19 protein-coding genes and 3 pseudogenes are annotated in these 24,546 nt (G+C 69.9%); 15 read left to right on the top strand and 7 right to left on the bottom strand.

What is annotated here, in order from left to right:
- The first annotated feature begins 173 nt into the window (after positions 1-173).
- On the top strand, positions 174-710 hold the full coding sequence (locus ACWDAG_RS34230; protein WP_450699432.1) for a hypothetical protein: 537 nt from the start codon (positions 174-176) through the stop codon (positions 708-710).
- A gap of 15 nt (positions 711-725) precedes the next feature.
- On the opposite strand, the pseudogene ACWDAG_RS34225 reads toward ACWDAG_RS34230, so the two are convergent.
- Positions 726-1,209: pseudogene (locus tag ACWDAG_RS34225) on the bottom strand (transposase); the annotation flags it as partial.
- An 84-nt stretch (positions 1,210-1,293) separates the two neighbouring features.
- Here ACWDAG_RS34225 and ACWDAG_RS34220 point away from each other — a divergent pair.
- The gene (locus ACWDAG_RS34220; protein ID WP_450699431.1) at positions 1,294-1,797 is read left to right on the top strand and encodes an AAA family ATPase; all 504 of its coding nucleotides are present in this window, start codon (positions 1,294-1,296) and stop codon (positions 1,795-1,797) included.
- On the opposite strand, the pseudogene ACWDAG_RS34215 reads toward ACWDAG_RS34220, so the two are convergent.
- Positions 1,778-2,193 (bottom strand): annotated as a pseudogene (locus tag ACWDAG_RS34215) (transposase); the annotation flags it as partial. The gene ACWDAG_RS34220 and the pseudogene ACWDAG_RS34215 sit on opposite strands and share 20 nt — an antisense overlap.
- A gap of 1,050 nt (positions 2,194-3,243) precedes the next feature.
- Here ACWDAG_RS34215 and ACWDAG_RS34210 point away from each other — a divergent pair.
- Positions 3,244-4,157: pseudogene (locus tag ACWDAG_RS34210) on the top strand (transposase family protein).
- A 176-nt stretch (positions 4,158-4,333) separates the two neighbouring features.
- On the opposite strand, the gene ACWDAG_RS34205 reads toward ACWDAG_RS34210, so the two are convergent.
- Entirely contained in the window at positions 4,334-4,519 is a 186-nt protein-coding gene (locus ACWDAG_RS34205; protein ID WP_450699440.1) for a helix-turn-helix domain-containing protein, read from the bottom strand.
- Positions 4,520-5,077: 558 nt separating this feature from the next.
- Here ACWDAG_RS34205 and panD point away from each other — a divergent pair.
- From panD to ACWDAG_RS34190, 3 genes are read left to right on the top strand one after another with little or no spacing between them, the layout of a single operon-like run.
- Positions 5,078-5,497 carry an aspartate 1-decarboxylase gene (gene panD, locus ACWDAG_RS34200; protein ID WP_450699430.1) on the top strand — a complete coding sequence of 140 codons (420 nt, stop codon included), beginning with the start codon at positions 5,078-5,080 and terminating at the stop codon, positions 5,495-5,497.
- Positions 5,498-5,532: 35 nt separating this feature from the next.
- On the top strand, positions 5,533-5,886 hold the full coding sequence (locus ACWDAG_RS34195) for a GNAT family N-acetyltransferase (protein ID WP_351465087.1): 354 nt from the start codon (positions 5,533-5,535) through the stop codon (positions 5,884-5,886).
- Between the two features lie 39 nt (positions 5,887-5,925).
- Positions 5,926-6,558 (top strand): aspartate/glutamate racemase family protein, encoded by a 633-nt coding sequence (locus ACWDAG_RS34190; RefSeq protein WP_450699429.1) that lies wholly within the window; start codon positions 5,926-5,928, stop codon positions 6,556-6,558.
- A 722-nt stretch (positions 6,559-7,280) separates the two neighbouring features.
- Here the strand turns inward: ACWDAG_RS34190 and gndA are convergent.
- Positions 7,281-8,720, bottom strand: a complete 1,440-nt coding sequence (gene gndA, locus ACWDAG_RS34185) for an NADP-dependent phosphogluconate dehydrogenase (protein ID WP_450699428.1) — start codon at positions 8,718-8,720, stop codon at positions 7,281-7,283.
- Between the two features lie 279 nt (positions 8,721-8,999).
- On the opposite strand from gndA, the gene ACWDAG_RS34180 reads away from it, so the two are divergent.
- Positions 9,000-10,142 carry a transglycosylase family protein gene (locus ACWDAG_RS34180; RefSeq protein ID WP_450699427.1) on the top strand — a complete coding sequence of 381 codons (1,143 nt, stop codon included), beginning with the start codon at positions 9,000-9,002 and terminating at the stop codon, positions 10,140-10,142.
- On the opposite strand, the gene ACWDAG_RS34175 is transcribed toward ACWDAG_RS34180, so the two are convergent.
- A complete protein-coding gene (locus tag ACWDAG_RS34175) occupies positions 10,132-11,262 on the bottom strand; it encodes a DMT family transporter (RefSeq protein WP_450699426.1) in 1,131 nt (376 codons plus the stop codon). The two genes, ACWDAG_RS34180 and ACWDAG_RS34175, sit on opposite strands and share 11 nt — an antisense overlap.
- Positions 11,263-11,490: 228 nt before the next feature.
- Between ACWDAG_RS34175 and ACWDAG_RS34170 the strand changes: the two genes are divergently transcribed.
- From ACWDAG_RS34170 to glgC, 3 genes are all read left to right on the top strand, one after another.
- Complete coding sequence (locus tag ACWDAG_RS34170) at positions 11,491-12,228, top strand: (2Fe-2S)-binding protein (RefSeq protein ID WP_450699425.1); 738 nt, start codon at positions 11,491-11,493, stop codon at positions 12,226-12,228.
- 38 nt (positions 12,229-12,266) lie between these two features.
- Positions 12,267-13,418, top strand: a complete 1,152-nt coding sequence (gene glgA, locus ACWDAG_RS34165; RefSeq protein ID WP_450699439.1) for a glycogen synthase — start codon at positions 12,267-12,269, stop codon at positions 13,416-13,418.
- Between the two features lie 81 nt (positions 13,419-13,499).
- Positions 13,500-14,720, top strand: coding sequence for a glucose-1-phosphate adenylyltransferase (gene glgC, locus ACWDAG_RS34160; protein WP_450699424.1), 1,221 nt, complete (start codon positions 13,500-13,502; stop codon positions 14,718-14,720).
- Between the two features lie 12 nt (positions 14,721-14,732).
- On the opposite strand, the gene ACWDAG_RS34155 is transcribed toward glgC, so the two are convergent.
- A complete protein-coding gene (locus ACWDAG_RS34155; RefSeq protein ID WP_450699423.1) occupies positions 14,733-15,119 on the bottom strand; it encodes a hypothetical protein in 387 nt (128 codons plus the stop codon).
- 162 nt (positions 15,120-15,281) lie between these two features.
- Here ACWDAG_RS34155 and ACWDAG_RS34150 point away from each other — a divergent pair, with 162 nt between their 5' ends.
- The 5 genes from ACWDAG_RS34150 (at position 15,282) to ACWDAG_RS34130 (ending at position 23,678) form a co-directional block, all read left to right on the top strand.
- A complete protein-coding gene (locus tag ACWDAG_RS34150) occupies positions 15,282-17,897 on the top strand; it encodes a PA14 domain-containing protein (protein ID WP_450699422.1) in 2,616 nt (871 codons plus the stop codon).
- A gap of 27 nt (positions 17,898-17,924) precedes the next feature.
- Complete coding sequence (locus ACWDAG_RS34145) at positions 17,925-20,255, top strand: GH92 family glycosyl hydrolase (protein ID WP_450699421.1); 2,331 nt, start codon at positions 17,925-17,927, stop codon at positions 20,253-20,255.
- Positions 20,256-20,400: 145 nt separating this feature from the next.
- On the top strand, positions 20,401-21,735 hold the full coding sequence (locus ACWDAG_RS34140) for a wax ester/triacylglycerol synthase family O-acyltransferase (protein WP_450699420.1): 1,335 nt from the start codon (positions 20,401-20,403) through the stop codon (positions 21,733-21,735).
- A gap of 116 nt (positions 21,736-21,851) precedes the next feature.
- Positions 21,852-23,369: an SDR family NAD(P)-dependent oxidoreductase gene (locus ACWDAG_RS34135; protein ID WP_450699419.1), complete on the top strand. Its 1,518-nt coding sequence runs from the start codon at positions 21,852-21,854 to the stop codon at positions 23,367-23,369.
- Between the two features lie 75 nt (positions 23,370-23,444).
- Positions 23,445-23,678 (top strand): hypothetical protein, encoded by a 234-nt coding sequence (locus ACWDAG_RS34130; protein WP_450699418.1) that lies wholly within the window; start codon positions 23,445-23,447, stop codon positions 23,676-23,678.
- 23 nt (positions 23,679-23,701) lie between these two features.
- Here the strand turns inward: ACWDAG_RS34130 and ACWDAG_RS34125 are convergent, their stop codons facing one another.
- Positions 23,702-24,538, bottom strand: coding sequence for an SDR family oxidoreductase (locus ACWDAG_RS34125; protein ID WP_450699417.1), 837 nt, complete (start codon positions 24,536-24,538; stop codon positions 23,702-23,704).
- Between the last annotated feature and the right edge of the window lie 8 nt (positions 24,539-24,546).

Below are 24,546 nucleotides of genomic sequence, written 5' to 3'. Positions count from 1 at the left end.
TTCACGCGCCCACAACCCGACACCAGCGTGGCCCCCACCCATAACCAGACCAACGAGCGAACTGGCCAACAGTCACGACAAGCACCGTTGCAGTACTAGGCCTTGTCTCTTTGGAAACCTGCGAGCGACAACCAGAGTTTACATATCAAGGAATTGTTAACTAAAGTTGTCGCATGACCTCATTCGAGATCACCCCCGAAGAGCAGGTAGAGCTCGACAAGGCTCTCTACGACGCCCTCACCCCCCTCGCATCGGCCCTGCGCTCCCGGGAGTCGGGGCTGCCCGAGGACCGCATGTGGGAGGCCAACCCCGTCCAGGTGACGCTGTCCGTACTGGCCGCGTGGAAGGTGGTGGACACAGAAGTCAAACGACTGACGGCGATCGCGGCAGGCACCGCCGGGTCCTACGGAGCGAGCTATGAGCAGATGGGCGCCGTGTGGGGCATCACCCGGCAAGGCGCCCGCAAGAAGTGGCCCGAAGCCGTCAGCCGCCTGGCGGCCACAGCGGCGCGGACGAACGGCGCACTCGAACTGTGCGGCGGAACGGCCCAACTGACGCAGGAGCCCTCTTTCAGCGGCTGGCGGTGGACCGGCAAGGGCGCGGACGGAACGCATGGGGCGGCCGACGCCGACACCTGGTATGCGACGAAGGAGGAGGCCGCGGCCCATGCGGGAGCCTTCCTGAAGGAGCACGCCCTCAGCCGGGCCTGAGGCCTGCCTCTTTGGTCATCTGCGGATCCAGATGAGGATGGCGGCGAGATGGGGTGCGGCATGGCAGACGATGGCAAGTTTGTCGGTGCGCAAGGCCAGGCCGCGCCACTGTTTGAGGCGGTACGGTGTTCCGCTGCTTGTAGGTCTCGGCATCGAAGCCGGGCGGACGTCCGTCGTGGCGGCCTCGGCGCAGACCGTGCCCAATCTGGTCGGTCGGCTGCGGGATCACCGTGTGGATTTCCCGCCGGCGCAGATGACTACGGATGGCGCGGGCGGAGTAGGCGCGGTCCGCCAGAACGGCAAGGGGGCGAGTCCCGGGTCTGCCGGCGCCGGGGCGCGGCACGCGGATGCGGGCCATGACGGTCTCGAAGGCCGGCGCGTCACCGGCCTGGCCTGCGGTGAGGCTGATAGCCAGGAGCCTTGCATGGCCGTCCGCGGCCAGAAGGACCTTCGTGCTCAATCCGCCGCGCGAGCGTCCGAGTGCATGGTTGGTGCTCTGACCGCATAAATTCGCCGGGTTGGGCTTGAGCAGGTGCACTGCTGGCCACGGAGGATGGCACGTCCTCGGGATTAACCTGGCTCCGTGACGCAGCGATTGAGCACGGTGGTGCTGATGTGTGGTCTTCCGGGAGCGGGCAAGACCACCTACGCGAGGGATCTGGTGCGACGCGGTTACGTTCGCCTGTCGATCGATGAGGTGGTCTGGCAGCGAGTCGGGCAGCGTGACGCCGGCCTGGTGCTGGAAGCGGAGGCGTTCGACCAGCTCAAGGAAGAGGTCCGCCGCGAGCAGCGTCAGGAACTGGTCGAGCTGATGCTGGCCGGGCGCGATGTGGTGGTGGACTACAGCTTCTGGAGTCGTGCCGCCCGTGATGATTACAAGGCGCTGATCGAGAAGCATGGCGGCCGATGGGAACTAATCCACGTCAAGGCCGATCGGACGACCCTGCAACGTCGCCTTGAAGCACGGAACGGCGAGGAAGGCCCCAACTCCGTCACAGTGGACGAGACGCTGTTCAGCCGCTACCTGACCAACTTCGAGGCACCGGACGGAGAGGGTGAGCAGGTCGTCATGCAGCCCTCGGCCTGAGGACCTGAAGCCGTTCAGCGGAGAGGGGACGCCCTCCCCAGCGGATGCCCTTCTCGCAGCGGACGCGGGCGTTCGCGACGTTGTGCGGCCAGGACGTCGGGGTGGCGGGCGTTTGTGTCGCGCCAGCGCAGGTACGAGTGAAGCCGCTCGGGTCTGCGCGGTGTGGTTGCGGTGGTTGGAGTTGGCGATCGTGAATTGACGCAGCGGTCCGAAGTGGGCCTCGATCGGGTTGGCCCAGGGTGCGTAGGTCGGGGTGAAGCACAGCTCGCCCCGGTGTCTCTTCGCCCAGCGCCGGATGGTCTCGCCCTTGTGCGCGGACAGGTTGTCCAGGATGACGTAGATCGGGGCGCCGTCCGGGCGAGCCGCGCGGATCGACCTGAGCGCGGCAAGGGTGTTCGAGGGGCGCCGCGTGGATGCAGACGTCCTGCATGTGATGTAACCCTTGCGGAAATGGTGGTTCGGCGGGCGTGGCCCGGCGCATGGTGAGAAGTCGGTTCAGTGCCCCGTGACGGGGGAAAGTGGCTGGTCAACGTGCGTGGTGACCTCACGCGCGCACGGATCCGGGCCACGACGAGACTCGCATTCGCGCGTGAGGTTGCCACGCTGGGCGGGGTCCAGGAGTGCGACATAGCGCCCCTGGTACCACCGGCCCCAGGTGAGGGTTTGTCACGATGCCGTGTGTCACGGTGGGTTGCGTTGGCCTCTATGAGGGTACCGGCGTGAGAGATCACGGACTCGGAACCGTCGGACGGGCTCTAGCCGTTCAATCCCCCTCAAGGACTCTCAGGTTTCCCGAGGACGTCCACGACTGAGTCGGAGACGTACCCGACGGGGCTTGTGAGCGCTCCAAGTGGGTCGGGGGCGGCCTGAGCGGGGGTGGCTAGCGTGATACTGCCGAGTGCGAGAAGGACGGTTGCTGCTCCCGCAGTGACGATCCGGCGTACGGGGCTCATGTGGCAGGCCTCCTGAATATGTGTGCTCGTTGGCACAGGTGTGATTGGGCTGGGAGCATTCCCGGTCGTGGCTCTGCTGTACCGGTATTCCCGGCGTGATGGCGCTCGGAAGCTTCCGAGGAGCGCACGAGACTCACCGACGTGCCTGAGGCCAGCGAGCACCCGTCGGATCGGCCCGGGCAGTGTGGGCGCCTGTGGTTGCGGAGCGTGGGCCACGCTCCGCGCGGCTCGTCTCCCCGGTGGCCGACAGAGCAGACGACGAAGCCCCCCGCCATGTTTCGGCGGGGGGCTTCTCTGCTTGGTCCGGGGGCGGGCTGGGTGTCTCGGGCGGCTGGCTGTCCGGACGGGACCGGCCGAAGGCCGCATGCCCGGCCGAGGCGGCCAGGGCCGCCCGGCGCGCGGAGCGCGCGCCCTTGAAGCAAATAACGAGTTGGTGTGTGATAGCGAGTGAGGCGTCGTGCCTGGCTGGTGGCATGATCCGTCTGTGGCGATCATGGTCAATCGGGCAGTGCTGGAGCATCGGCTGTTCACGGGGATCTCTCGGCGTCATCTCGCGTACCTGGTCGACGAGTTGGCGGCGCCGTGGCAGGCCGGGGTCGAGGGTCGTCGCCATGCTGCACGAGGTGGGGCCAGGAAGCGGGCCGCGGGTGCCGGAGCTCGCCACCAGCTGGTCTTCGTCGACCGGCTAGTGGCCACGCTGATCCATCTGCGGCACGACCTGCCGCACGCGGTGCTGGGCCTGCTGTTCGGCGTCGACCGCTCCACCATCACCCGCGCGATCGCAGAAGTGCGAACGCTCCTGGCCGCGCGGGGGTGCGCGGTCCCCGACCGTCCCGGCCTGTGGTTACGAACTCTCGCCGACGTGTTCGCCTACGCCCAGGCCGAAGGCACCGAGCTGCGGTTGGACGCCACCGAGATCCAGGTCCGCCGTCCGCCGGCCGGACGCGGCGGCCGACGCGCATTCGTTTCTGGGAAGAAGAAGCAGAACACCATGAAGGCCACCGTCATCGCCGACCACCGTGGCCGCATGTTATGGACCGATGCCCTGCGGCCTGGTCGTATGCACGACGCCACGGCCGCCCGCAACGAGGGCATCGCCATCTGCTTCCAGCACCTCCCGGCGTCGAAGTCCTGCTGGACGACGGCTATCTCGGCCTGAGTCGCGACCACCGCGGACAAGCCATCACACCGCCCAGAAAGCCGCGGCCGGGAGCACTGCCCGGCAGAGTCGAACAGTGGGAGCGCGACCGCCACTGGCACTCATCCGACCGCATCACCGTCGAACACGCCCTTGCCGATCACAAACGCTGGAAGCAACTGACGCGCTGGACCCACCGCCGCGACCGCCTGCCCGACACCTACCGCGCCATCGCCGGCCTCGTTTCCGACCGCCCCATCAACGTCTGAAAACAGGCCACGAGCAGACCAAACACGCCTCACCCGCTATCACACACCAACTCGTTAGATCCTCGGGATCCAGTGTCTCGTGTGTCCAAGATCAAGGGTCAAGGCCCGATCATCTCCAAGGACGGGCCCGGGCCACCGGAGCCTGGGCCACCGTCCTTGAGGATAGTGGTGCGGATCTAGTGGATCCTTTGCTGTTCCAACCACCTGAGGACGTCGTTCTTCTTGTAGAGAATCTTGGCATTCCTGCCACGGCCCAGCTTGTAGCCCTTCAGTCCAAGCTTCGAAGCCTCTCTGTAGACCCAGCTGGTGGACATGCTGAGCAGCCTTGCAACATCCGACGTGTCAATGAGGACAGACTCCACTCGGCGGCGATCGGCCGGTGGAATGGATCGGAGGGAGACTTCGTCGGCAGTTTTGGGTGGCTTCAAGATCTGCTGCTCCTTGCCGGCGGCCGGACGCTCAATTGTGGCTTCGGCTCGACATTGGTTTCTTGTGGGTGGGTAGCGCCCGTCGCGTGCCACGCCAAGCGTCACTGCGAGGGCGAAACAATGATCAGAGGAAGCGCCGGTTTGGCTAACCGGCGATGTGCGGCTATGTTGCGCGCCGCCGGATCAGCTGACGGATCTTGTTCGACCTGATGTCGGGTGGTCGAGTCCTGCTGTGGTGAGCGTCACGAGAGTCTTCGGGAGCCGTTGCGTACGCTGATCGCGGCCGTTCGTGAGGGGCGCCCCGGGAGCGTGAGGGCGACCCCGATGCTCCTCACGGCGTCTGACGCACCGTCAGGAAAGTCGGCATTCGGTCAGCATGAGTCCTGAAAAACCTGGGGAAAGCTGCTCGAACCTGCGACTCGCTGTAGGGTGTGAAAACAGCCCTTGACCTGCAAAAACGCAGGCAGGGAGCCTATTTGTGGGAGTGCCCCGATGTTGCGTACCATGTTCAAGTCCAAGATCCACCGCGCCACCGTTACCCAGGCCGACCTGCACTACGTGGGATCGGTGACGATCGACGCAGATCTCCTCGACGCCGCCGACCTGCTGCCCGGCGAGCTCGTGCACATCGTCGACATCACCAACGGCGCCCGCCTGGAGACGTACGTCATCGAGGGTGAGCGCGGCTCCGGCGTGATCGGGATCAACGGGGCCGCCGCCCATCTCGTCCATCCCGGCGACCTGGTGATCATCATCAGCTACGCTCAGGTGACCGACGCCGAGGCGCGGGTGCTCGAACCCCGCGTCGTGCACGTGGACCGCGACAACCGCATCGTGGCCCTGGGCGCCGACCCGTCCGAGCCGGTACCGGGCTCGGACCAGGAACGCAGCCCGCAGGCCGTACCGGCCTGATCCACACTCGGACCCCTCGCACCAGGAGCGTGCCCATGAGCGACATCGAGATCCGCGACGACCGGGCGGCGGGCCGCCTGGAGGCCATCGGCGACGGTACGGACGGCGAAGTCGTCGGCCACATCGAGTACTTCGTCCTCGAATCGCCCGCGCGCGCCCTGGTCCCCGTCCACACGATCGTGGAACCGGCCCACGAGGGGAAGGGCATCGCGGGTTCGCTGGCGCGTGAGTTGTACGCCATCGCCGGGCGCGAGGGCGTCGTCGTCGCCCCGCTGTGCCCGTACGTCACCAAGTGGGCCGAACGCCACCCCGACGAGGCTCCGGCCGCCGACCCGGAGCTGCTGCGGGCGGCGAAGGAGTGGCTGGTGGCGCACCCCGGTCGCTTCTGAGCCCGCCCGTATCCCTTCTCCCAAAGGCCTGCCGCCCGCATGCTCGCCCTCCTGCACACCTCACCCGCGCACGTCCCCGTCTTCGAGGCCCTGCGCGATGAGGATCACGAAGGCCTGGAACTGCGGCACTTCGTCGACGAGGAGTTGCTGTCCCGGGCCCGTCGTGAGGGGCCCGAGGCGGTGGCGGACGAGGTGCGGGCCGCCCTGGACAAGGCGGTCGGGGAAGGCGCGCAGGCCGTCCTGTGCACCTGCTCGACCATCGGCGCCGTCGCAGAGGCGGCCACCCCCGGTGTGCCGGTGCTGCGCAGCGACCGTCCGATGGCGGCCGCCGCGGTGGCCGCCGGTTCGCGGATCGTCGTGCTCGCCGGCGTGGAGAGCACGTTCGGGCCGACGGTGTCCCTGATCGAGGAGGAGGCCCGTCGCGCCGGACGCCCCGTCGAGGTGCGGACGCGGCTCGTCGAGGGAGCCTGGGACCGCTTCGCGGCGGGTGACGGCGAGGGCTGCGCCCGGCTCGTGGCGGCCGCGGCCGACGCGGTCACCGGCGCCGACGCGATCGTCCTCGCCCAGGGCTCGATGGCCCCGGCCCAGCAGTTGACGACCACGGCGGTCCCGGTGCTGTCCAGCCCGCGTCCCGGCCTCGCGGCGGCCGCGGAGGCGGTGCGCGCCGGGTAGGCCCACCTGGACGGTGTGCCGTCCTGCGGGCGGGTGAGTGCGAAGGCGGCCGTCGGGTACGCGGGGCAGTAGTCCAGAGCCGACGTCGACCCACTGGCCGGAGGACACCATGACCGATCCGCACCCCGACCCCGTACCACCGGGTCCCGCACCTGGCCCGGGCCCTCAGCCCCCGGACCCGTACCCGTCGCCGGTCCCCGACCCACAGCCACCGCCCGGCCCGGAACCCACACCACCGGCACCGCCCGGCCCGGAACCCACCCCGCCCACACCTCCGGGCCCGGAACCCACACCGCCCTCACCCCCGAACCCGACACCTGAGCCGTCCCCGTCGCCGATCCCGCCGGGACCGGAACCGGTGCCGAACCCGGAGCCGGGGCCACCGCTGACCTGACCCCGCCGACAGGCGTACGGCTGTCGCATCACCGCCCGGCACCCGCGCCGACAAGGCCTCGACGGCAGCGGTCGGCGAGGCGGGGCAGACAGAGGCGGCGGGCAGCTGCTCGGGCCGCCCGCCGCCTCGTACAGCTGCCTGCTACGGTCCCCGCCCCACAGCGCGTTCGGGTCCTCCGCTGACCTGACCCCGCCGACAGGCGTACGGCTGTCGCATCACCGCCCGGCACCCGCGCCGACAAGGCCTCGACGGCAGCGGTCGGCGAGGCGGGGCAGACAGAGGCGGCGAGCAGCCGCTCGGGCCGCCCGCCGCCTCGGGGACCTACCCGCTACGCGTCGACCTCCGACCGGTCCCCGCCCCACAGCGTGTGGAACGAGCCGTCCCGGTCCGTGCGCCGGTACGTGTGCGCGCCGAAGAAGTCACGCTGGCCCTGGGTCAGAGCGGCCGGCAGTCGCTCCGCGCGCAGGGCGTCGTAGTAGGCGAGGGCCGCGGCGAAGCCAGGGGTCGGGACGCCCTGGCGGGTGGCGGCGATGATGACCTCGCGCCAGTCGTCCTGGGCGTCCGCGATCTCCTGGGCGAACGTCTCGTCGGACAGCAGGCTCGGCAGGTCGGCCCGGGTGTCGTACGCGGAGCGGATGCGGTCCAGGAAAGCCGCGCGGATGATGCAGCCGCCGCGCCAGATCGCGGAGACCGCGCCCAGGTCGATGTCCCAGTCGTACTCCTCGCGGGCGGCGGCGATCTCGTGGAAGCCCTGCGTGTACGACACGATCTTCGAGGCGTAGAGCGCCTGCTCCACCCGGTCGGCGAAGGCCGCCGCCTCCGACTCGGACAGCGGGGAGGCCTTCGGGCCGGCCAGCCCGCGCGAGGCCTCGCGCAGCGCCGCGTGACCCGACAGGGATCGGGCGAAGACCGCCTCCGCGATGCCCGACACCGGTACGCCCAGGTCGAGGGCGATCTGCACGGTCCAGCGGCCGGTGCCCTTCTGCTCGGCCTGGTCCACCACCACGTCCACGAAGGGCTTGCCGGTCGCGGCGTCCACGTGGGACAGCACCTCGGCGGTGATCTCGATCAGGTAGGAGTCCAGGCGGCCCGTGTTCCAGGTGCGGAAGATCTCCGCGATCTGCGCGGGGGAGTATCCGGCCACATCGCGCAGCAGCTGGTACGCCTCGCCGATCAGCTGCATGTCGGCGTACTCGATGCCGTTGTGGACCATCTTCACGAAGTGCCCGGCGCCGTCGGGGCCCACGTGGGTCACGCAGGGCGCGCCGTCCTTCGCCTTCGCGGAGATCTTCTCCAGCATCGGGCCGAGCGAGTCGTACGACTCCTTCGGGCCGCCCGGCATGATGCTCGGCCCGTTGAGCGCGCCCTCCTCGCCGCCGGAGACGCCCATGCCGACGAAGTGGATGCCCTGCTCGCGCAGTTCGCGCTCCCGGCGGCGGGTGTCCGCGAAGTGCGCGTTGCCACCGTCGATGATCATGTCGCCGGGCTCCAGGAGCGGGGCGAACTCCTGGATCACCGCGTCCGTCGGGTCGCCCGCCTTGACCATGATGACCAGGCGCCGCGGCCGCTCCAGCGCCGCCACGAACTCCTTGGCGGTCTCCGCCGCGATGAAGTCGCCCTCGTGCCCGAACTCCTCGACCAGGGCGTTCGTACGCGCCACTGTGCGGTTGTGCAAGGCGACCGTGTAGCCGTTGCGCGCGAAGTTGCGGGCGAGATTGCGGCCCATGACCGCGAGTCCCGTGACGCCGATCTGGGCTGAGTTGCTCATTCGGTTGGCTCCTAAAGGATCCGGTTATCGATGGTGCCGCTCGTGCTGGTCAGTATCGCCCCACCGACCATCCTGACTTGCCGGTACGCCGAGCGCATGTCCGGGGTCGACGACTTTCCGCAGGCAGATACGCACGACGGGCCCCAGCCGCCTCAGCCGTTGTGCAACTGACGTGCATCACTGGTTGTTTGAGGGACAGGGCGGCCGATTGCCGTCTTGTCATGGCCTGTTCGGGGCGCTTACTTTTGGCCCTTCTGGCATATGTCGAGGGGGATCTTCATGGCCGTACGCGGCCGGCACCGCCGGTATCAGCCGAACAGGATCAACCGCGCCTCACTCACCGTCACGGTCGGCGGCGCCGGCATGGCGATCCCGCTGATCGGCACCGGCACCGCCCACGCGGCCGACGTGTCCACATGGAACAAGGTCGCCGCCTGCGAGTCGACGAACAACTGGAGCATCAACACCGGCAACGGCTTCTACGGCGGGCTGCAGTTCACCCGGTCCACCTGGGAGTCCTACGGCGGCGCGAAGTACGCGCGGCGTGCCGATCTGGCCACCAAGGACCAGCAGATAGCCGTGGCGGAGAAGGTTCTGGAGGGGCAGGGGCCGCGTGCCTGGCCGGTGTGTTCGCAGCAGGCGGGGCTGACCCGGGACGGTGGCAGCCCGGACGTCCACCCGGCCGCCGCCCGGAAGACCCCCGTGAAGACGTCCGTCGAGGACGTGAAGCCGCAGTCCACGCCCCAGTCCCGGGCCGGTACGGCCGAGATGTACACCGTGGTGCGCGGTGACTCCCTCTCCCGGATCGCCGAGACCGAGCACGTCCGGGGCGGCTGGCAGCGGCTGTACTCCGCGAACCGGAAGACCATCGGTGCCGACCCCGACCTGATCCTGCCGGGGCAGCGGCTGAACCTGCGGGCGAAGGCTCCCGCCACGCACCACGCCCACTCCAAGCACTCGGCGGAGAAGGTCTCTTCGGCCACCGAAGAGACCACCGAGGAGAAGGCCACCACCGGCCACTCCCTCGTCGCCCCGGTCAGCGGCCCGATCGGCACCCCGTACCACGTGGCCGGGTCCTCCTGGTCGAAGGGCTACCACACCGGCGTCGACTTCCCCGTGCCCACCGGCACGACCGTGAAGGCGGTCGCCGCGGGCCGGGTCGTCTCCGCCGGCTGGGGCGGCTCCTACGGCTACCAGGTGGTGATCCGGCATGCCGACGGCCGCTACAGCCAGTACGGCCACCTCTCGGCGATCTCCGTGAAGGCGGGGCAGAGCGTGGGTGGCGGGCAGCGCATCGGCCGCTCCGGGTCGACGGGCAACGCAACGGGCCCGCATCTGCACTTCGAGGTGCGGACAGGGCCCGGATTCGGTACCGACATCGACCCTCTGGCGTATCTCAGGGCCGGTGGCGTCAGGATTTGACGCGTACCCGGTGCCGGTCGACGTCCGGCGACGGGATGTACGAGCCGCCGTAGAAGGGGCCGTAGAAGCGGTAGCGGGCCGGGTCCGGGGGCAGCTCGTCGTCCTCGTCGTAGGCCACCGCCAGGACGGTGGGGCCGACCTGGGCGGGGATGAGGATCTCCTCGCGGAACGGGGCCACGGGCTGCTCGGGGATCGTGGCGAGCAGGTCCTCGACGGACTCCCCGATGGGTTCCGTGACGGGCATCGGCTCGGTGACGGTCCCGGCCGGCTGCGGCGCGGTCTCGGTGGTGGTGCGGGCGAGGCGCTCCGTCGTCAGCAGGATCAGGCCACCGGCCGCGACCACGCCGCAGCTCAGGGCGAGCGCGGTGCCGGTGCTGCCGTAGCGGAAGGTCTCGCCGAACATCGTGATGCCGACCGCGGCCGCCACCACCGGGTTGACGACGGTCAGCGTGGCCAGCGGGGCCGCGAGTCCGGCGCCCCGGTAGGAGGCCTGGGAGAGCAGCATGCCGGCCGTGGCGAAGACGCCGATCACGGCCAGGGCGGGGATGTCGGCCGCGGAGACGCCCGCGGTCCAGTCCACCGCGACGGTCTTCGTGAACACCGAGGACATGCCGAAGGCGATGCCGGACGCGGTCGCGAGCAGCATGCTGCGCACCGCGGGGTGCCGGTGGGCGGCCCGCCCCGCGATCATCAGGGCCACCACCACACTGCCGGAGACGACGGCCACGGCGATCCGCTGCGCCGTGTCCAGGGACTGCGCGTGGGAGGAGCCGACCAGGGCCAGCAGACCGGCGAGGCCCACGGTCGCCATGATCGCGCCCCGCCAGGCGGTCGCACCGGCCTTGCGGCCCACGAACAGGGCCGCCATCGGCAGCGCGAACACGATGGTCAGCGCGCCCAGCGGCTGCACCAGGCTCAGCGGGCCGTAAGCGAGTGCCACCACGTGCAGCAGTCCGCCGAGGCCGTTGAGCGCCACCGCGGCCCACCAGGTCGGCCGACGCAGCGGCGCGTACTCCTGAACGGGCGAGGACACCGCCACGTACTCCTGCACGATCGCCCCGCCGGCGTAGGCGACGGCGGAGACGAGCGAGAGGAGAACGGACAACGCGAGGGCACTCATGAGTTGCTCCTCTGCGTGTGGCGGGGGCGCTGAGCCCTGCGCGGCGAACGGTCGGCCTTCATAGCGAACACGATGCCTTGTCGATCTGTTCCCGTCGTCGTCCCAGAGCAGTCAATGGGTCCTACTGCCGATGGAGTACGAATCGGGCGCCGTCCTCCCCAGGGTGGGCGACACGGGGTGAACACCCCCCAGTGGGAACCCCTAGGGACCTTGGTACTACTGCTCTTCGTGGACCTCGATCAGGATCTCGCCGCCCTCGGACCGCTCGGCGGCTTTTTCGTACTACGGACGGGCGGAGCGCCACGCACGCCACTGCCGACACTCGCCCACGCGTACGAGAACCGGTCTTCCGCTGTGTATGGAAATGCTATTACGTTCCGGGTCAAAAAGGTCGCGCAGGCTCTCCGTGCCCCGGAGTTGCGGATCGCGGCCTCCGTGGCCCAACAGGGGCTGGCGGCCCGGCTGTGGTCGGTGACGCTCGGCTGTGCCGCGCTGTACGGCCGCGTGCCCGACCTGGAGCCCGGCCTGCTGCACTGGGACCCCGACGCCTCCGCCCCCGACGACCTGTGGCTGACGGAGGTCCGCTCGCTGCCCGCGGACTCCGCGACCCTCGCGGACGTCGTCCTGCACGGGCATCTCGCCCCGCTGGCGACGGCCCTGCGGGCGCACCACCGGATCGCTCCCGGCCTGCTCTGGGGCAACGCGGCCTCCGCGCTCGCGGGAGCCGCCCGGCAACTGGAGCACTGGGCGAGCCCGCACGGCCGTACGGAGGCCGTCGCCCGCACCCGTACCCTCACCGCGGAACTCCTCGCCCACCCCCTCCTGTCGGACACCGGCACCCTCACCGGCACCGCCTTCCGGCGCCGCAGCTGCTGCCTCTACTACCGTGTGCCCGGCGGGGGTGTGTGCGGTGACTGTTGCTTCATACGACCGCCGCGCTCTTCCGCGGGCGGCGCATCTGGGTGACCATGAGGGAACCGGTCGCCGAGAGCTGGGGGTTGCGGGTGCGAGTCGGACTGCTGACCCGGGAGTACCCGCCGGATGTGTACGGCGGCGCCGGCGTCCATGTCGAGTTCCTCGCCCGGGAGTTGAACTCCCTGGTCGACCTCGAGGTGCACTGCTGGGGCGAGGGCCGCGGAGTGGGCGTGGTGCGCCACCGCTCCTGGGCCGCCCTGGACACCGCCAACGACGCGCTGCGCACCTTCTCCGTCGACCTCGCGATGGCCGCCGGCCTCGAAGGCCGCGAGCTGGTGCACTCGCACACCTGGTACGCCAACCTCGCCGGCCACTTCGGCAAGCTGCTGTACGGCATACCCCATGTGATGACCGCGCACTCGCTGGAGCCGCTGCGCCCCTGGAAGGCCGAGCAACTCGGCGGCGGATACGCCCTCTCCAGCTGGGCCGAGCGCACCGCGATCGAGAGCGCCGACGCCGTGATCGCCGTGTCCGGGGCCATGCGCGAGGACATCCTCAGCTGCTATCCGACGCTGGACGCGGCCAAGGTCCAGGTCGTGCACAACGGCATCGACACCACGCTGTACCGGCCCGACCACGGCACCGACGTGCTCGACCGCATCGGCCTGGACACCGGCCGCCCCTACATCCTGTTCGTCGGCCGCATCACCCGCCAGAAGGGTGTGCCCCATCTGCTGCGTGCGGTGCGGGACATCGACCCGGGCGTGCAGGTCGTGCTGTGTGCCGGGGCCCCGGACACTCCGGAGATCGACCGGGAGTTCCGCGACCTCTACCAGGAGCTCAGCCGCGTCCGCGACCACGTGCACTGGATCCCGCAGATGCTGCCGCGCCCCGAGGTGATCCAACTTCTCACGCACGCCGCCGCGTTCGTCTGCCCGTCGGTGTACGAACCCCTCGGCATCGTCAACCTGGAGGCGATGGCCTGCGGGACACCCGTCGTGGCCTCCCGGGTCGGCGGCATTCCCGAGGTCGTGGACGACGGCAAGACCGGCCTGCTCGTCGACGTGGACGACGACTTCGAGGCGGGCCTCGCGCGGGCGCTTGATCAGGTGATCGGCGACGCGGAGGCGGCCCGGCGGATGGGCGAGGCGGGGCGTGAGCGCGCGGTGGGGGAGTTCGGCTGGGATGCCGTCGCCCGCCGTACGGTCCGGCTTTACGAGGGGATCCTCAAGCAGGAATAGAACGAGAGGGACTTCTTCGGACAGGCTTACTCCGCCCTGGGCAGGGGCAGGGATGGATCAACCACGGTGAGGGGAGCGGCCATGCGTCGTGGCGGACCTTCGGTGCTCGGGATCGTACTGGCGGGCGGAGAAGGCAAACGCCTCATGCCCCTGACGGCGGACCGCGCGAAACCAGCGGTCACCTTCGGCGGCACCTACCGCCTCGTCGACTTCGTGCTGTCCAACCTCGTCAACGGCGACATCCTGCGCATCTGCGTGCTGACGCAGTACAAGTCGCACTCGCTGGACCGGCACATCACCACCACCTGGCGGATGTCGAGCCTGCTCGGCAACTACGTCACCCCGGTCCCCGCCCAGCAGCGGCTCGGCCCGCGCTGGTACCTGGGCAGCGCCGACGCGCTGCTGCAGTCGCTGAACCTCGTGCACGACGAAGGGCCCGAGTACGTCGTCGTGTTCGGCGCCGACCACGTCTACCGCATGGACCCGCGGCAGATGCTCGCCCAGCACATCGAGAGCGGCGCGGGCGTCACCGTCGCGGGCATCCGCGTCCCGCGCGCCGAGTCCTCGCAGTTCGGTGTGATCACCCCGGGCTCGGACGGCCTGACGGTCGAGCGCTTCCTGGAGAAGCCCGTCGACCCGCCCGGCCTCGCGGACGACCCGGAGACGATCTTCGCCTCCATGGGCAACTACATCTTCACCACCAAGGCGCTGATCGAGGCGCTGCAGCGGGACGCCGACGACGAGAACTCCGTGCACGACATGGGCGGCTCGATCCTGCCCCAGCTCACCGACCGCGGCGAGGTCCAGCTGTACGACTTCAGCGCCAACCACGTGCCCGGCGAGACCAACCGCGACCGCGGCTACTGGCGTGACGTCGGCACCCTGGACGCGTACTACGACGCCCACATGGACCTGATCGCCGAGCGGCCCGCCTTCAACCTGTACAACCGGCAGTGGCCCATCTACACCCACTCCAACCAGCTCTCCCCGGCCCGTTTCAACGCGGGCGGCATGGCCAGCGAGTCGATCATCAGCGCCGGCTGCCTGATCCGGGGCCAGGTCACGCGGTCCGTGCTGTCACCCGGCGTCAGAGTCGACCCGGGCGCCGTCGTCCAGGGCTCGGTGCTGCACGACAACGTCCACATTGGCCGGGGCGCGGTCGTGCGCGGGGCGGTGCTGGACAAGAACGTCGAGGTACCGCCGGGCGCGACGATCGGCGTCAACCCGGAGCGGGACGCGGAGCTGTACACCGTCTCCAAGGGCGGAGTGATCGCGCTGGGGAAGGGGCAGCTGGTCACGTAGACGCCGGGCGGGTCAGCCGGAGGCCTCTCGCATCGCCTTCAGGTTCTTCATGATGGCCTCGCTGGTGGGCCCCACCTCCCGGGTCGGGCTGAACGTGAGGGCCTCGGTGCCGGGCGCGGTGCGCACGGGGACGTGTCCGGGGGGCGTGTAGTAGGCGTCGCCCTCCTCGTAGACCTCGTCGTGGTCCGCGAAGTGGAAGGTCAGCTGGCCCTTGAAGACATAACCCCAGTGGGGGCACTGGCACCGGTCGTCGGGCAGTCCCTTGAGCAGTGGTGTGTGATCGACGTTCTCGCGGAAGGTGACGAAATCGACCGTGTAGTCGTCCAGCTCCTCGGACCGGTCGAGAACGATTCCGAAGTCGCCGCCCTGGCTGGCCGTCTCTCTGGATACCTTCGACATCTGCCTCACCCCTTTCTGCCGAGTGACACCTCCATTCTTCGCCGGTGCGGGCGAGGGGGCGACTTGTCGCTCCGCCCTCGGTTTGTCATGTCCCTGGACGCGATACGGAATCCGTGTTGTCATGCCAACTGCTGTCCATGACAACGTTGTTATGGGGGTTCCGTGCACATCAGACGCCTCAGAGACCGACTCGCCTTACTGCTCGCAGCAGCCCTCGGTGCGGCCGGACTGGCCACCGCCGCCCCCACCGCGACCGCCGCCGGCGACGACCCCGTGGAGATCCATGGTCTGAAGGGTGAGTACTACACCCAGTCCGCCCCCGGCGCCTTCGACTTCGACCGGCTCAAGGCCACCGCCTTCGACCCGAACCTCGACTTCGACAATCTCGAACCGCGCCTCGCCTTCACCACCGGACAGTCGGACGACGTCAGCGTCCGCTGGACCGGCAAGATCGTCCCGGAGGGGACCGGCCCCCACACCTTCTCGATCACCGGCGACAACGGCTTCCGGCTGTGGATCGACGGGAAGATCGTCATCGACCACTGGGTGGACGACTGGGACCGCGAACAGACCGGTGAGCCCGTCGAGTTGACCGCGGGCAAGGCCTACGACATCAAGGTCGAGTACTTCGAGCACTACGGCGGCTCCAACCTCCATCTGCGCTGGACCGAGCCCGGCGGCAGCAAGGAGGCCGTCCCGCGGTCGGCCTTCCGCCTCCCTGACGGATGGGCCTACGACGGCGCCACGGCCGCCATGGTCACCGGCACCGGCCGCACCCTCAGGCTCGACTTCGCCCACCGCCTCGCCGTGCCCCCGGCCGGCCTGACCGACCACCTCGAAGCGGTGATCGGTGGAGCCAAGTGGCCCCTGGGCAGTGCCAAGCTGGATCCCGATGACCTTCGCGCCCTCCTCGTCACCCTCGGCGAACCCGTCGTCGGCAACAAGACCGGCACCGCACACGGCACCGCCGACGTCCGCTACGACGGAAACGGCGGCCTCGCCACCGCCGACGGCAACGTTGTCAAGGAGTTCTGGAGCAGCGGCCCCAACCACTCCACGTACGAGCTGCGCACGACATGGGCCGACCAGGTGGGCCCCCACAACGCCCACCCCGAATACCCGCGCCCCCAGCTGACCCGCCCCGCCTGGCTGGGCCTCAACGGCCGCTGGCAGTTCGCCGCCGCGACGGCGGGGGAGCAGCCGCCGATCGGCAGGACCCTCGCCGAGCGCATCCTCGTCCCGTACCCCGTGGAGTCCCAGCTCTCCGGCCTCGAACGGCACAAGGACCGCATGTGGTACCGCCGCACCTTCACCGTCCCCGCCGACTGGGGGATCGGCTCCGGCAAACGGCTGCGGCTCAACTTCGGCGCCGTCGACTGGCGGGCCGAGGTGTACGTCAACGGCATCAAGGTGGCCCGACACCAGGGCGGGTACGACAAGTTCAGCGCCGACATCACCGACGCCCTCCAGCCCGGCCGCGCCCAGGAACTGATCGTCGGCGTGTACGACCCCACCGACGCGGCCACCGGTGAGAACCCGCCGCTCGGCAAACAGCGCCTGGACCCCAGCGGCATCTGGTACACGCCGACCTCGGGCATCTGGCAGACGGTGTGGATGGAGCCGGTGGCGACCGATCACGTCGACTCCCTCAAGCTGACCCCCGACGTCGCCAAGAGCCAACTCACCGTCGAAGCCAAGGGAGTTCGGGACGGCGTACCGATCACGGCGACCGCGTACGACGGACACCGCAAGGTCGCCACGGCCCGCGGCAGAACGGGCGGCCCGCTGACCCTGACCATCCACGACGCACACCTGTGGTCGCCCGACGACCCGTTCCTCTACGACCTGAAGGTCACCGTCGGTGCCGACCGCGTCGGCAGCTACTTCGGGATGCGCTCCATCGCCGTCGAGAAGGTGAACGGCGTCCCCCGCACCCTCCTCAACGGCAAGCCCGTCTTCATGATGGCCACCCTCGACCAGGGCTTCTGGCCCGACGGTCTCTACACCGCACCCACCGACGACGCCCTCGCGTACGACCTGAAGGTCCACAAGCAACTGGGCTTCAACGCCGTGCGGGGGCACATCAAGGTCGAGCCGGACCGCTGGTTCTACTGGGCCGACCGGCTCGGTCTCATGGTGTGGCAGGACATGCCCGCCATGACCGCCGGAGTGGACCCGAGCGCCGAGGCCCGCGCCGAGTACGAGCGCGAGATGAAGCAGATGATCGACGAGCACATCAGCAGCCCGTCGGTCGTCATGTGGGTCACCTTCAACGAGGGCTGGGGCCAGTACGACGAGGCCCGCATCGCCGACCAGGCCAAGGCGTGGGACCCCACCCGGCTGGTCGACTCCATGTCCGGGCTCAACCTCGGGGCCGACGGCGGCACCGGCGACGTCATGGACGAGCACGGCTACCCCAGCCCCGCTCTGCCAGCGCACCCCGACGGCCGCCGCGCCCTGGTCAGCGGTGAGTACGGCGGCCTCGGCCTCGCGGTGCCGGGACATGCCTGGTCCGTGCAGCAGTCGTACGTCGACGTCGACCCGACGGCCTACACCGACGACTACCTGGCCAAGCTCGCCGAGGTGCACGCCCTGGCCTGCAAGGGGAGCAACGGCGCGGTCTACACCCAGATCTCGGACGTCGAGGGCGAGCTCAACGGTCTGCTGACGTACGACCGCCGGGTGCTCAAGCCCGACGCGCAGCGCGTCCACGACGCACAGCAGGCCTTGATCCGCGACGCTTCCCGAGCGACTCCCGCAGGCTGCCCGACCGCCTGAACCTCACGTCTTCGGAGGACTTCCCCCATGAGATGGACCCGGCGCCTGCGCCTGTGCCTGGCGGGGGCGGTGGCAGCGTCCGCGCTGTTCACCGTACCCGGCGCCGCACAGGCCACCGAGCCGAACGACGGTCGACTCACCGATCTGGTCAACCCGTTCATCGGAACCCAGAACGAGGGCAACACCTATCCCGGCGCCGCCGTGCCCTTCGGCATGGTGCAGCTGTCGCCGGACACCGGCCACTACACCGGGTACGACTACTCCCAGAACCACATCCGAGGGTTCTCGCTCGTCCATCTGTCCGGCGTCGGCTGCGGGCTCGGCGGAGATCTGCCCGTGCTGCCGACCACCGGTGACGTCACGCAGACGGATTACGCCAAGTACGCAGCCGAGTTCAGCCATGACGACGAGGAGGCGAGCCCCGGCTACTACCGGGTCGGCCTGAATTCCGGCATCGGAGCCGAGCTGACGGCGACCGAGCGCACCGGGGTACAGCGCTACACCTTCCCGGCCACCGACAAGGCCAACGTCCTGCTGAACGCGGCCCAGTCGCTGCACAAGAAGGTCTCCAGCCAGGTCGAGATCCTCGACAACCGCACCGTGCGCACCGCCATCACGGGCCGCGGTTTCTGTCAGGACACCAAGCCGTACACGGTCTACACGATCACCCGCTTCGACCGGCCCTTCACCGCGTACGGCACCTGGGACGGCCCGACCGTGACCCCGGGCTCGAAGAGCGGGGCCGGCGGCGCCTACGTCCGGTTCGACACCACCAAGGACCGCACGGTCGAGGCGACCACCGCCCTGTCCTATGTCGACGCGCACGGCGCGGCTGTCAACCTCCGTGCGGAAGGCGGCCGTTCCTTCGACGCCGTACGCCTCGCGGCGCAGCGGGCGTGGGAGGACCGCCTCGACGACGTACGGGTGCGGGGTGGCGAGGACAGCCTGCGCCGGACGTTCTACTCGTCGCTGTACCGGTCCTTCCTCGCCCCGAACATCGGCAGCGACGCCGATGGCCGCTACACCGGCTGGGACCGGAGGATCCACCGCGCCGACGGGTTCACGTATTACCAGAACTGGTCCCTGTGGGACACCTACCGCACCCAGTCCCAGCTGCTGTCCCTGCTCGCGCCGCGCGAGGCCCGCGACATGGCGATCTCGGTGATCAAGATCGCCGAGGAGAGCGGCTGGCTGCCCAAGTGGGGCTACGGCACGGTCGAGACGAACATCATGACCGGCGACCCGGTCACCCCGTTCCTCACCAACGCCTACCAGCAGGGCCTGCTCAAGGGGGCCGGAGATTACGCGGAGCGGGCGTACCGGGCGCTGAAGCAGAACGCCGACGGCGTGCCGCCCGCCGACTCGCCCGCGGTGGGCCGGGAGGCGAACAGGGAGTACATCGCCCAGGGCTTCGCGCCGTACATCAAGGGCCGCCCGCATGTGAAGCCGGGGGACTCGGACTACGACCACGGCGCCTCGGCGACCCTGGAGTACGCCCTGTCGGACGCGATGCTCGCCCAGATGGCCCGTGGTCTCGGGCATACGGCGGACGCCGACCGGTATGCCGCCAGGGCGCAGAGCTACCGCCATCTCTTCGATCCCTCGACCGGCTTCTTCCGCGCCCGGGACGCCTCCGGCGCCTTCACCGGGCCGGCCGACCCGGCGCGGAGCGAGGGCTTCCACGAGGGCACCTCCTGGCAGTACCAGTGGCTGGTCCCGCAGGACCTGCCCGGCATGGTCGGCCTGATCGGCGGCAAGCAGGCCGCCAACGACCGGCTCGACTCCTTCTTCGCCTACGACCGGCTGCTGGCCGACCCGGCGAAGACCGCCCGCGAGGTGTGGGTCAATGGCCCGTACGACTACTACAACGCCGACAAGTACAACCCGCAGAACGAGCCCGACCTCATCGCCCCGTACACCTATCTGTCGACCGGCGAGCCGTGGAAGACGACCGACGTCGTGCATGCGGCGCTGACCCTGTTCACGGACGCGCCGACCGGCATGACCGGCAACGACGACCTCGGCACGATGTCCGCCTGGAACGTGCTGTCGTCGATCGGACTCTTCCCGGTGCAGCCGGGCTACGACACCTGGGGACTCTCCACGCCCGTGTTCGACCGGGTCGACCTGACGCTGGATCGCCGCTCCTTCCCGCGGGGAGCCCTGACGATCACCGCGCAGCGCACCTCCGCCGCCCAGCGGTACATCCAGTCGGCCCGTACGGACGGGACGGCCTACGACCGGACCTACCTGACGACCGGCTCCCTGCGCTCCCTGCGCTCGCTCGACTTCACGGTCGGCTCGCGCCCGTCTGAGTGGGGCACCTCGGCGCAGGCGGCGCCACCTGCACTGAACTGACCTCAGGTGTCTCTTGAGTCCCGCCTCTCACGGAGAGGCGGGACTTAATCTGCTGTTAACTGTGCGTAGCTTGATCGTACTTGACCGTAATCGCCAGGGGGAGGTTGACTGCTGGCTCACCCGTCCGTCGACGCGAGGCAAGCCATTGACTTCTGACCTGCTCGCTCCTCTCGACCTGGCGTTCTGGAACATCGAGTCCGCCGAACACCCCATGCACCTCGGTGCGCTGGGCGTCTTCTCGGCGCACTCGCCCACCGCGGGCGCCCATGCCGCCGACCTGCTCGCCGCGCGGGCCGCGGCCGTACCCGGACTGCGGATGCGCATCCGTGACATATGGCAGCCGTCCCCGCTGCGGCCGCTGTCCTTCGGCAGCGCCACCCGTGAGCCCGACCCCGGCTTCGATCCCCTCCACCATGTGCGGCTGCACGCCCCGACCGCGGACTTCCACGCCGAGGCCGGCCGGCTCATGGAACGGTCGCTGGAGCGCGGCAGGCCGCCGTGGGAGGCGCATGTGCTGCCGGGGGAGGACGGTACGTCCTTCGCGGTGCTGTTCAAGTTCCACCACGCCCTGGCCGACGGTCTGCGCGCGCTGACCCTGGCCGCCGCCGTCCTGGACCCGATGGACATGCCGGAGCGCAAGCCCCGGCCCCAGGAACCCAGGCCCGGCCTGCTGCCCGACGTGCGCAAGCTGCCCGGCCTGGTCCGGGGCACCCTGTCCGACGTGGGGCGCGCCCTCGACATCGGCGCCTCGCTGGCCGTGTCCAGCCTGGGGGTGCGCTCCTCGACGGCGTTCACCGCCGAGGCCACCGGCACCCGCCGCACCGCCGGCGTGGTCCTCGACCTCGACGACGTGCACCGGGTGCGCAAGGCCCAGGGGGGCACCGTCAACGACGTCCTGATCGCGCTCGTGGCAGGCGCCCTGCGGCGCTGGCTCGACGAGCGCGGCGACGGCAGCGAGGGCGTGCGGCCGCGCGCCCTGATCCCCGTGTCCAAGCGCCGCCCGCGCACCGCCAGCCCACAGGGCAACCGGCTCTCCGGCTACGTGATACGGCTTCCCGTCGACGACCCCGACCCGCTCGGCCGCCTGGACACGGTCCGCTCCGCCATGGACCGCAACAAGGACGCCGGCCCCAACCGGGGTGCGGGCGCCGTCGCCCTGCTCGCCGACCATGTGCCCGCGCTCGGCCACCGGCTCGGCGGACCGCTGGTCAGCCAGGCCGCCCGGCTCTGGTTCGACATCCTGGTCACCAGCGTGCCGCTGCCCAGCCTCGGCCTGAAGCTCGGCGGCAACCCGGTCACGCAGGTCTTCCCGTTCGCCCCGCTGGCCCGTGGCCAGTCCCTCGCGGTGGCCGTCTCGACCTACCGCGGACACGTCCACTACGGCCTGGTCGCCGACGCCCAGGCCGTACCCGACCTGGACCGGCTGGCCGCCGCCCTCACCGAGGAGGTCGCCACGCTCATCACCGCCTGCGGCTCCTGACCCTCCTTGTCGGGCTTGCGGATTTTGGAGGACCGGCCCGGCGCTCCGTACAATTCCCCGTTCGAAAGCGGACGCGGTCGGAGCGCCGCGCGGGTGATCAGGGAAACGGCAGCGCGATGACGGTGACAGACGAAGGCTCGGCGTTCACGGACGAGGTCGTGTACGAGCCCGGTGACGAGGTCGTACACGGCCCCGGCATCGACCCGGAGCGGCTCGCCGTCTGCCTCAGCGTGCTGGAGGAACTCGACAAGCTGGAGGTCGACCACCCGGACGCGATCGCCGTGCGCCGGGCCACCGCGGGCGTCTACCGCACGGTCAAGCAGCGCCGCCGCCAGGAGCGCAGGGCCGCCAAGACCGCCCACGACAAGTCGGTCACGGAGGCCACGGCCACCGGCTCCGCCCAGCGCATCGACGACGAGACCGAGGGCCTGCTGCCGTCGTCCGCGACCGATGAGGGCAAGATCGCGGGGATACTCCAGCGCCCCCGCTCCTGCTACACCTGCAAGACCCGGTACGTGGAAGTCGACTACTTCTACCACCAGCTCTGTCCCGACTGCGCCCGCCTCAACCGCGGCAAGCGCGACGCCCGCGCCGACCTCACCGGCAAGCGCGCCCTGCTCACCGGCGGCCGCGCCAAGATCGGCATGTACATCGCGCTGAGGCTGCTGCGCGACGGCGCGCACACCACCATCACCACGCGTTTCCCCAAGGACGCCATCCGCCGTTTCAAGGCCATGGACGACTCCGGCGACTGGATGCATCGCCTGGAGGTCGTCGGCATCGACCTGCGCGACCCGGCGCAGGCCGTGGCCCTCGCCGACCAGGTCGCCGAGGCGGGCCCGCTCGACATCCTGGTGAACAACGCGACGCAGACCGTGCGCCGCCTGCCCTCCGCCTACGCCGCCCTCGTCGACGGCGAGAGCGCCCCGCTGCCCGCCGGGGAACTGCCCGCCCACCACGTCATCGGCGCCTTCAACTCGGGTGCGGTCGACGGCCTGGCAGCCCTGCCTCTCGGCACCAGCGGCCTCGACGCCCAGCAGGTCGCCGACCTCGCCCTGGTCGCGGGCAACGCCAGCGTCGCCCGGCACCTCGACGGCACCGCCATCGACGCGGGCGGCCTGGTCCCCGATGTCGTCGACACCAACACCTGGGTGCAGACCATCGAGCAGATCTCCCCGGTCGAGCTCCTCGAAACCCAGCTGTGCAACTACACGGCGCCGTTCATCCTGATCAGCAAGCTCCGCCCGGTCATGGCGGACGCCGCCAGGAAGGCGACCAGCAAGCGCGCGTACGTCGTGAACGTCTCCGCCATGGAGGGTGTCTTCGGCCGCGGCTACAAGGGCGCGGGCCACCCCAACACCAACGCCGCCAAGGCCGCCATGAACATGGTCACCCGGACCAGCGGCCAGGAGATGTTCCAGACCGACGGCATCCTGATGACCTCGGTCGACACCGGCTGGATCACCGACGAGCGCCCCCACTACGACAAGCTGCGCCTGGCCGAGGAGGGCTTCCATGCCCCGCTCGACCTGGTCGACGGGGCCGCACGGGTCTACGATCCGATTGTGCGCGGCGAGCAGGGCGAGGACCTGTACGGCGTCTTCCTGAAGGACTACGCGCCCGGCAAGTGGTGAACCACCGGCTGTGACGTGTGGCCCGGCGCCCCCAGGGAACCCGGACCCTGGTGATTACCGCGCCAGGGAGTGACCATGGGTAGTCCACACAGCATTGATCCGCGAGCGCACCACGACCCGCGCAACCGCTATCCGACCGACGAAGAGTTCTACGGCAGTGACCGCCCCGACCACGCCGTACTGCCGGAGGACCGGCCACGCGGCGGCGGGGGTACGAGTCCGGTGAAGCACCGCGGCACGTGGGCCACGGTTGCGCTCGTCGCCGGCATCATCCTGCTGATCCTCGTGGGGATCGCACTTTTCCCGTGAGGGAGCCACAGCCATGGCCACCGTCACGAGCGAGGTGGTGCGTATGAGCGAAGACGGTCGTGGACGGCGTACTCCTGGGCGGAGTGCGCCGTCCTGACGCGGGTGCCCCCGTCCACCAGCAGATCCGCGCCGGTGATCCACCGCGCGGCGTCCGAGGCCAGCCACACCACGGCCCGCGCGACGTCCTCCGGCTCACCGATGCGCCCCAGCGGCAGCCCGGCGGCCAGCTCCTTCTCGCCCGGCTCCCACACGAACCGCGCCATCTCGGTGCGCACAAGCCCGGGGGAGACCGAGTTGACCCGCACCTTCGGCGCGAGTTCCCCGGCGAGCTGCTGCGTCAGATGCAGCAGGGCCGCCTTGCTGGTGCCGTAGGCGCCGACGTTCGGCCCGACGTGCCCCGCGCCCTCCGTGCAGACGTTGACGACCGAGCCGCCGTGCTCGCGCATCCAGGCCCGCCACGCCCACTGCACCAGCCTGAGCGGCCCCTCGACGTTCACGGCGAACGCCTCCCGCCAGGCATCGGGATCGGCCTCCATGAGCGGTCCGTACGGCTGGTTCGTCGCCGCGTTGTTGACCACGACGTCGATCCGGCCGAACGCGCGCAGGGCCAGCTCCGTGACCTCCCGCAGATGATCCGGATCCGCGACGCTCCCGCTCACCCCGATGCCACCCAGCTCGTCGGCCGTGGAGCGCACCTCGTCCGCGTCCCGCGCGGTCACGCACACCAGCACCCCCGCCGCGGCCAGCTGCCCGGCGACGGCACGTCCGATCCCGCGGGTCGCCCCGGTGACGACGGCAGCCCTGCCCTCCAGCCCATGCCCGTCGAATGGGTGCCCCTTGACTGCGTACGACGACGTCATCGCCGTAC

This window comes from Streptomyces sp. NPDC001157 (assembly GCF_053598255.1).
This window is presented reverse-complemented; position numbering and strand designations above follow the sequence as displayed.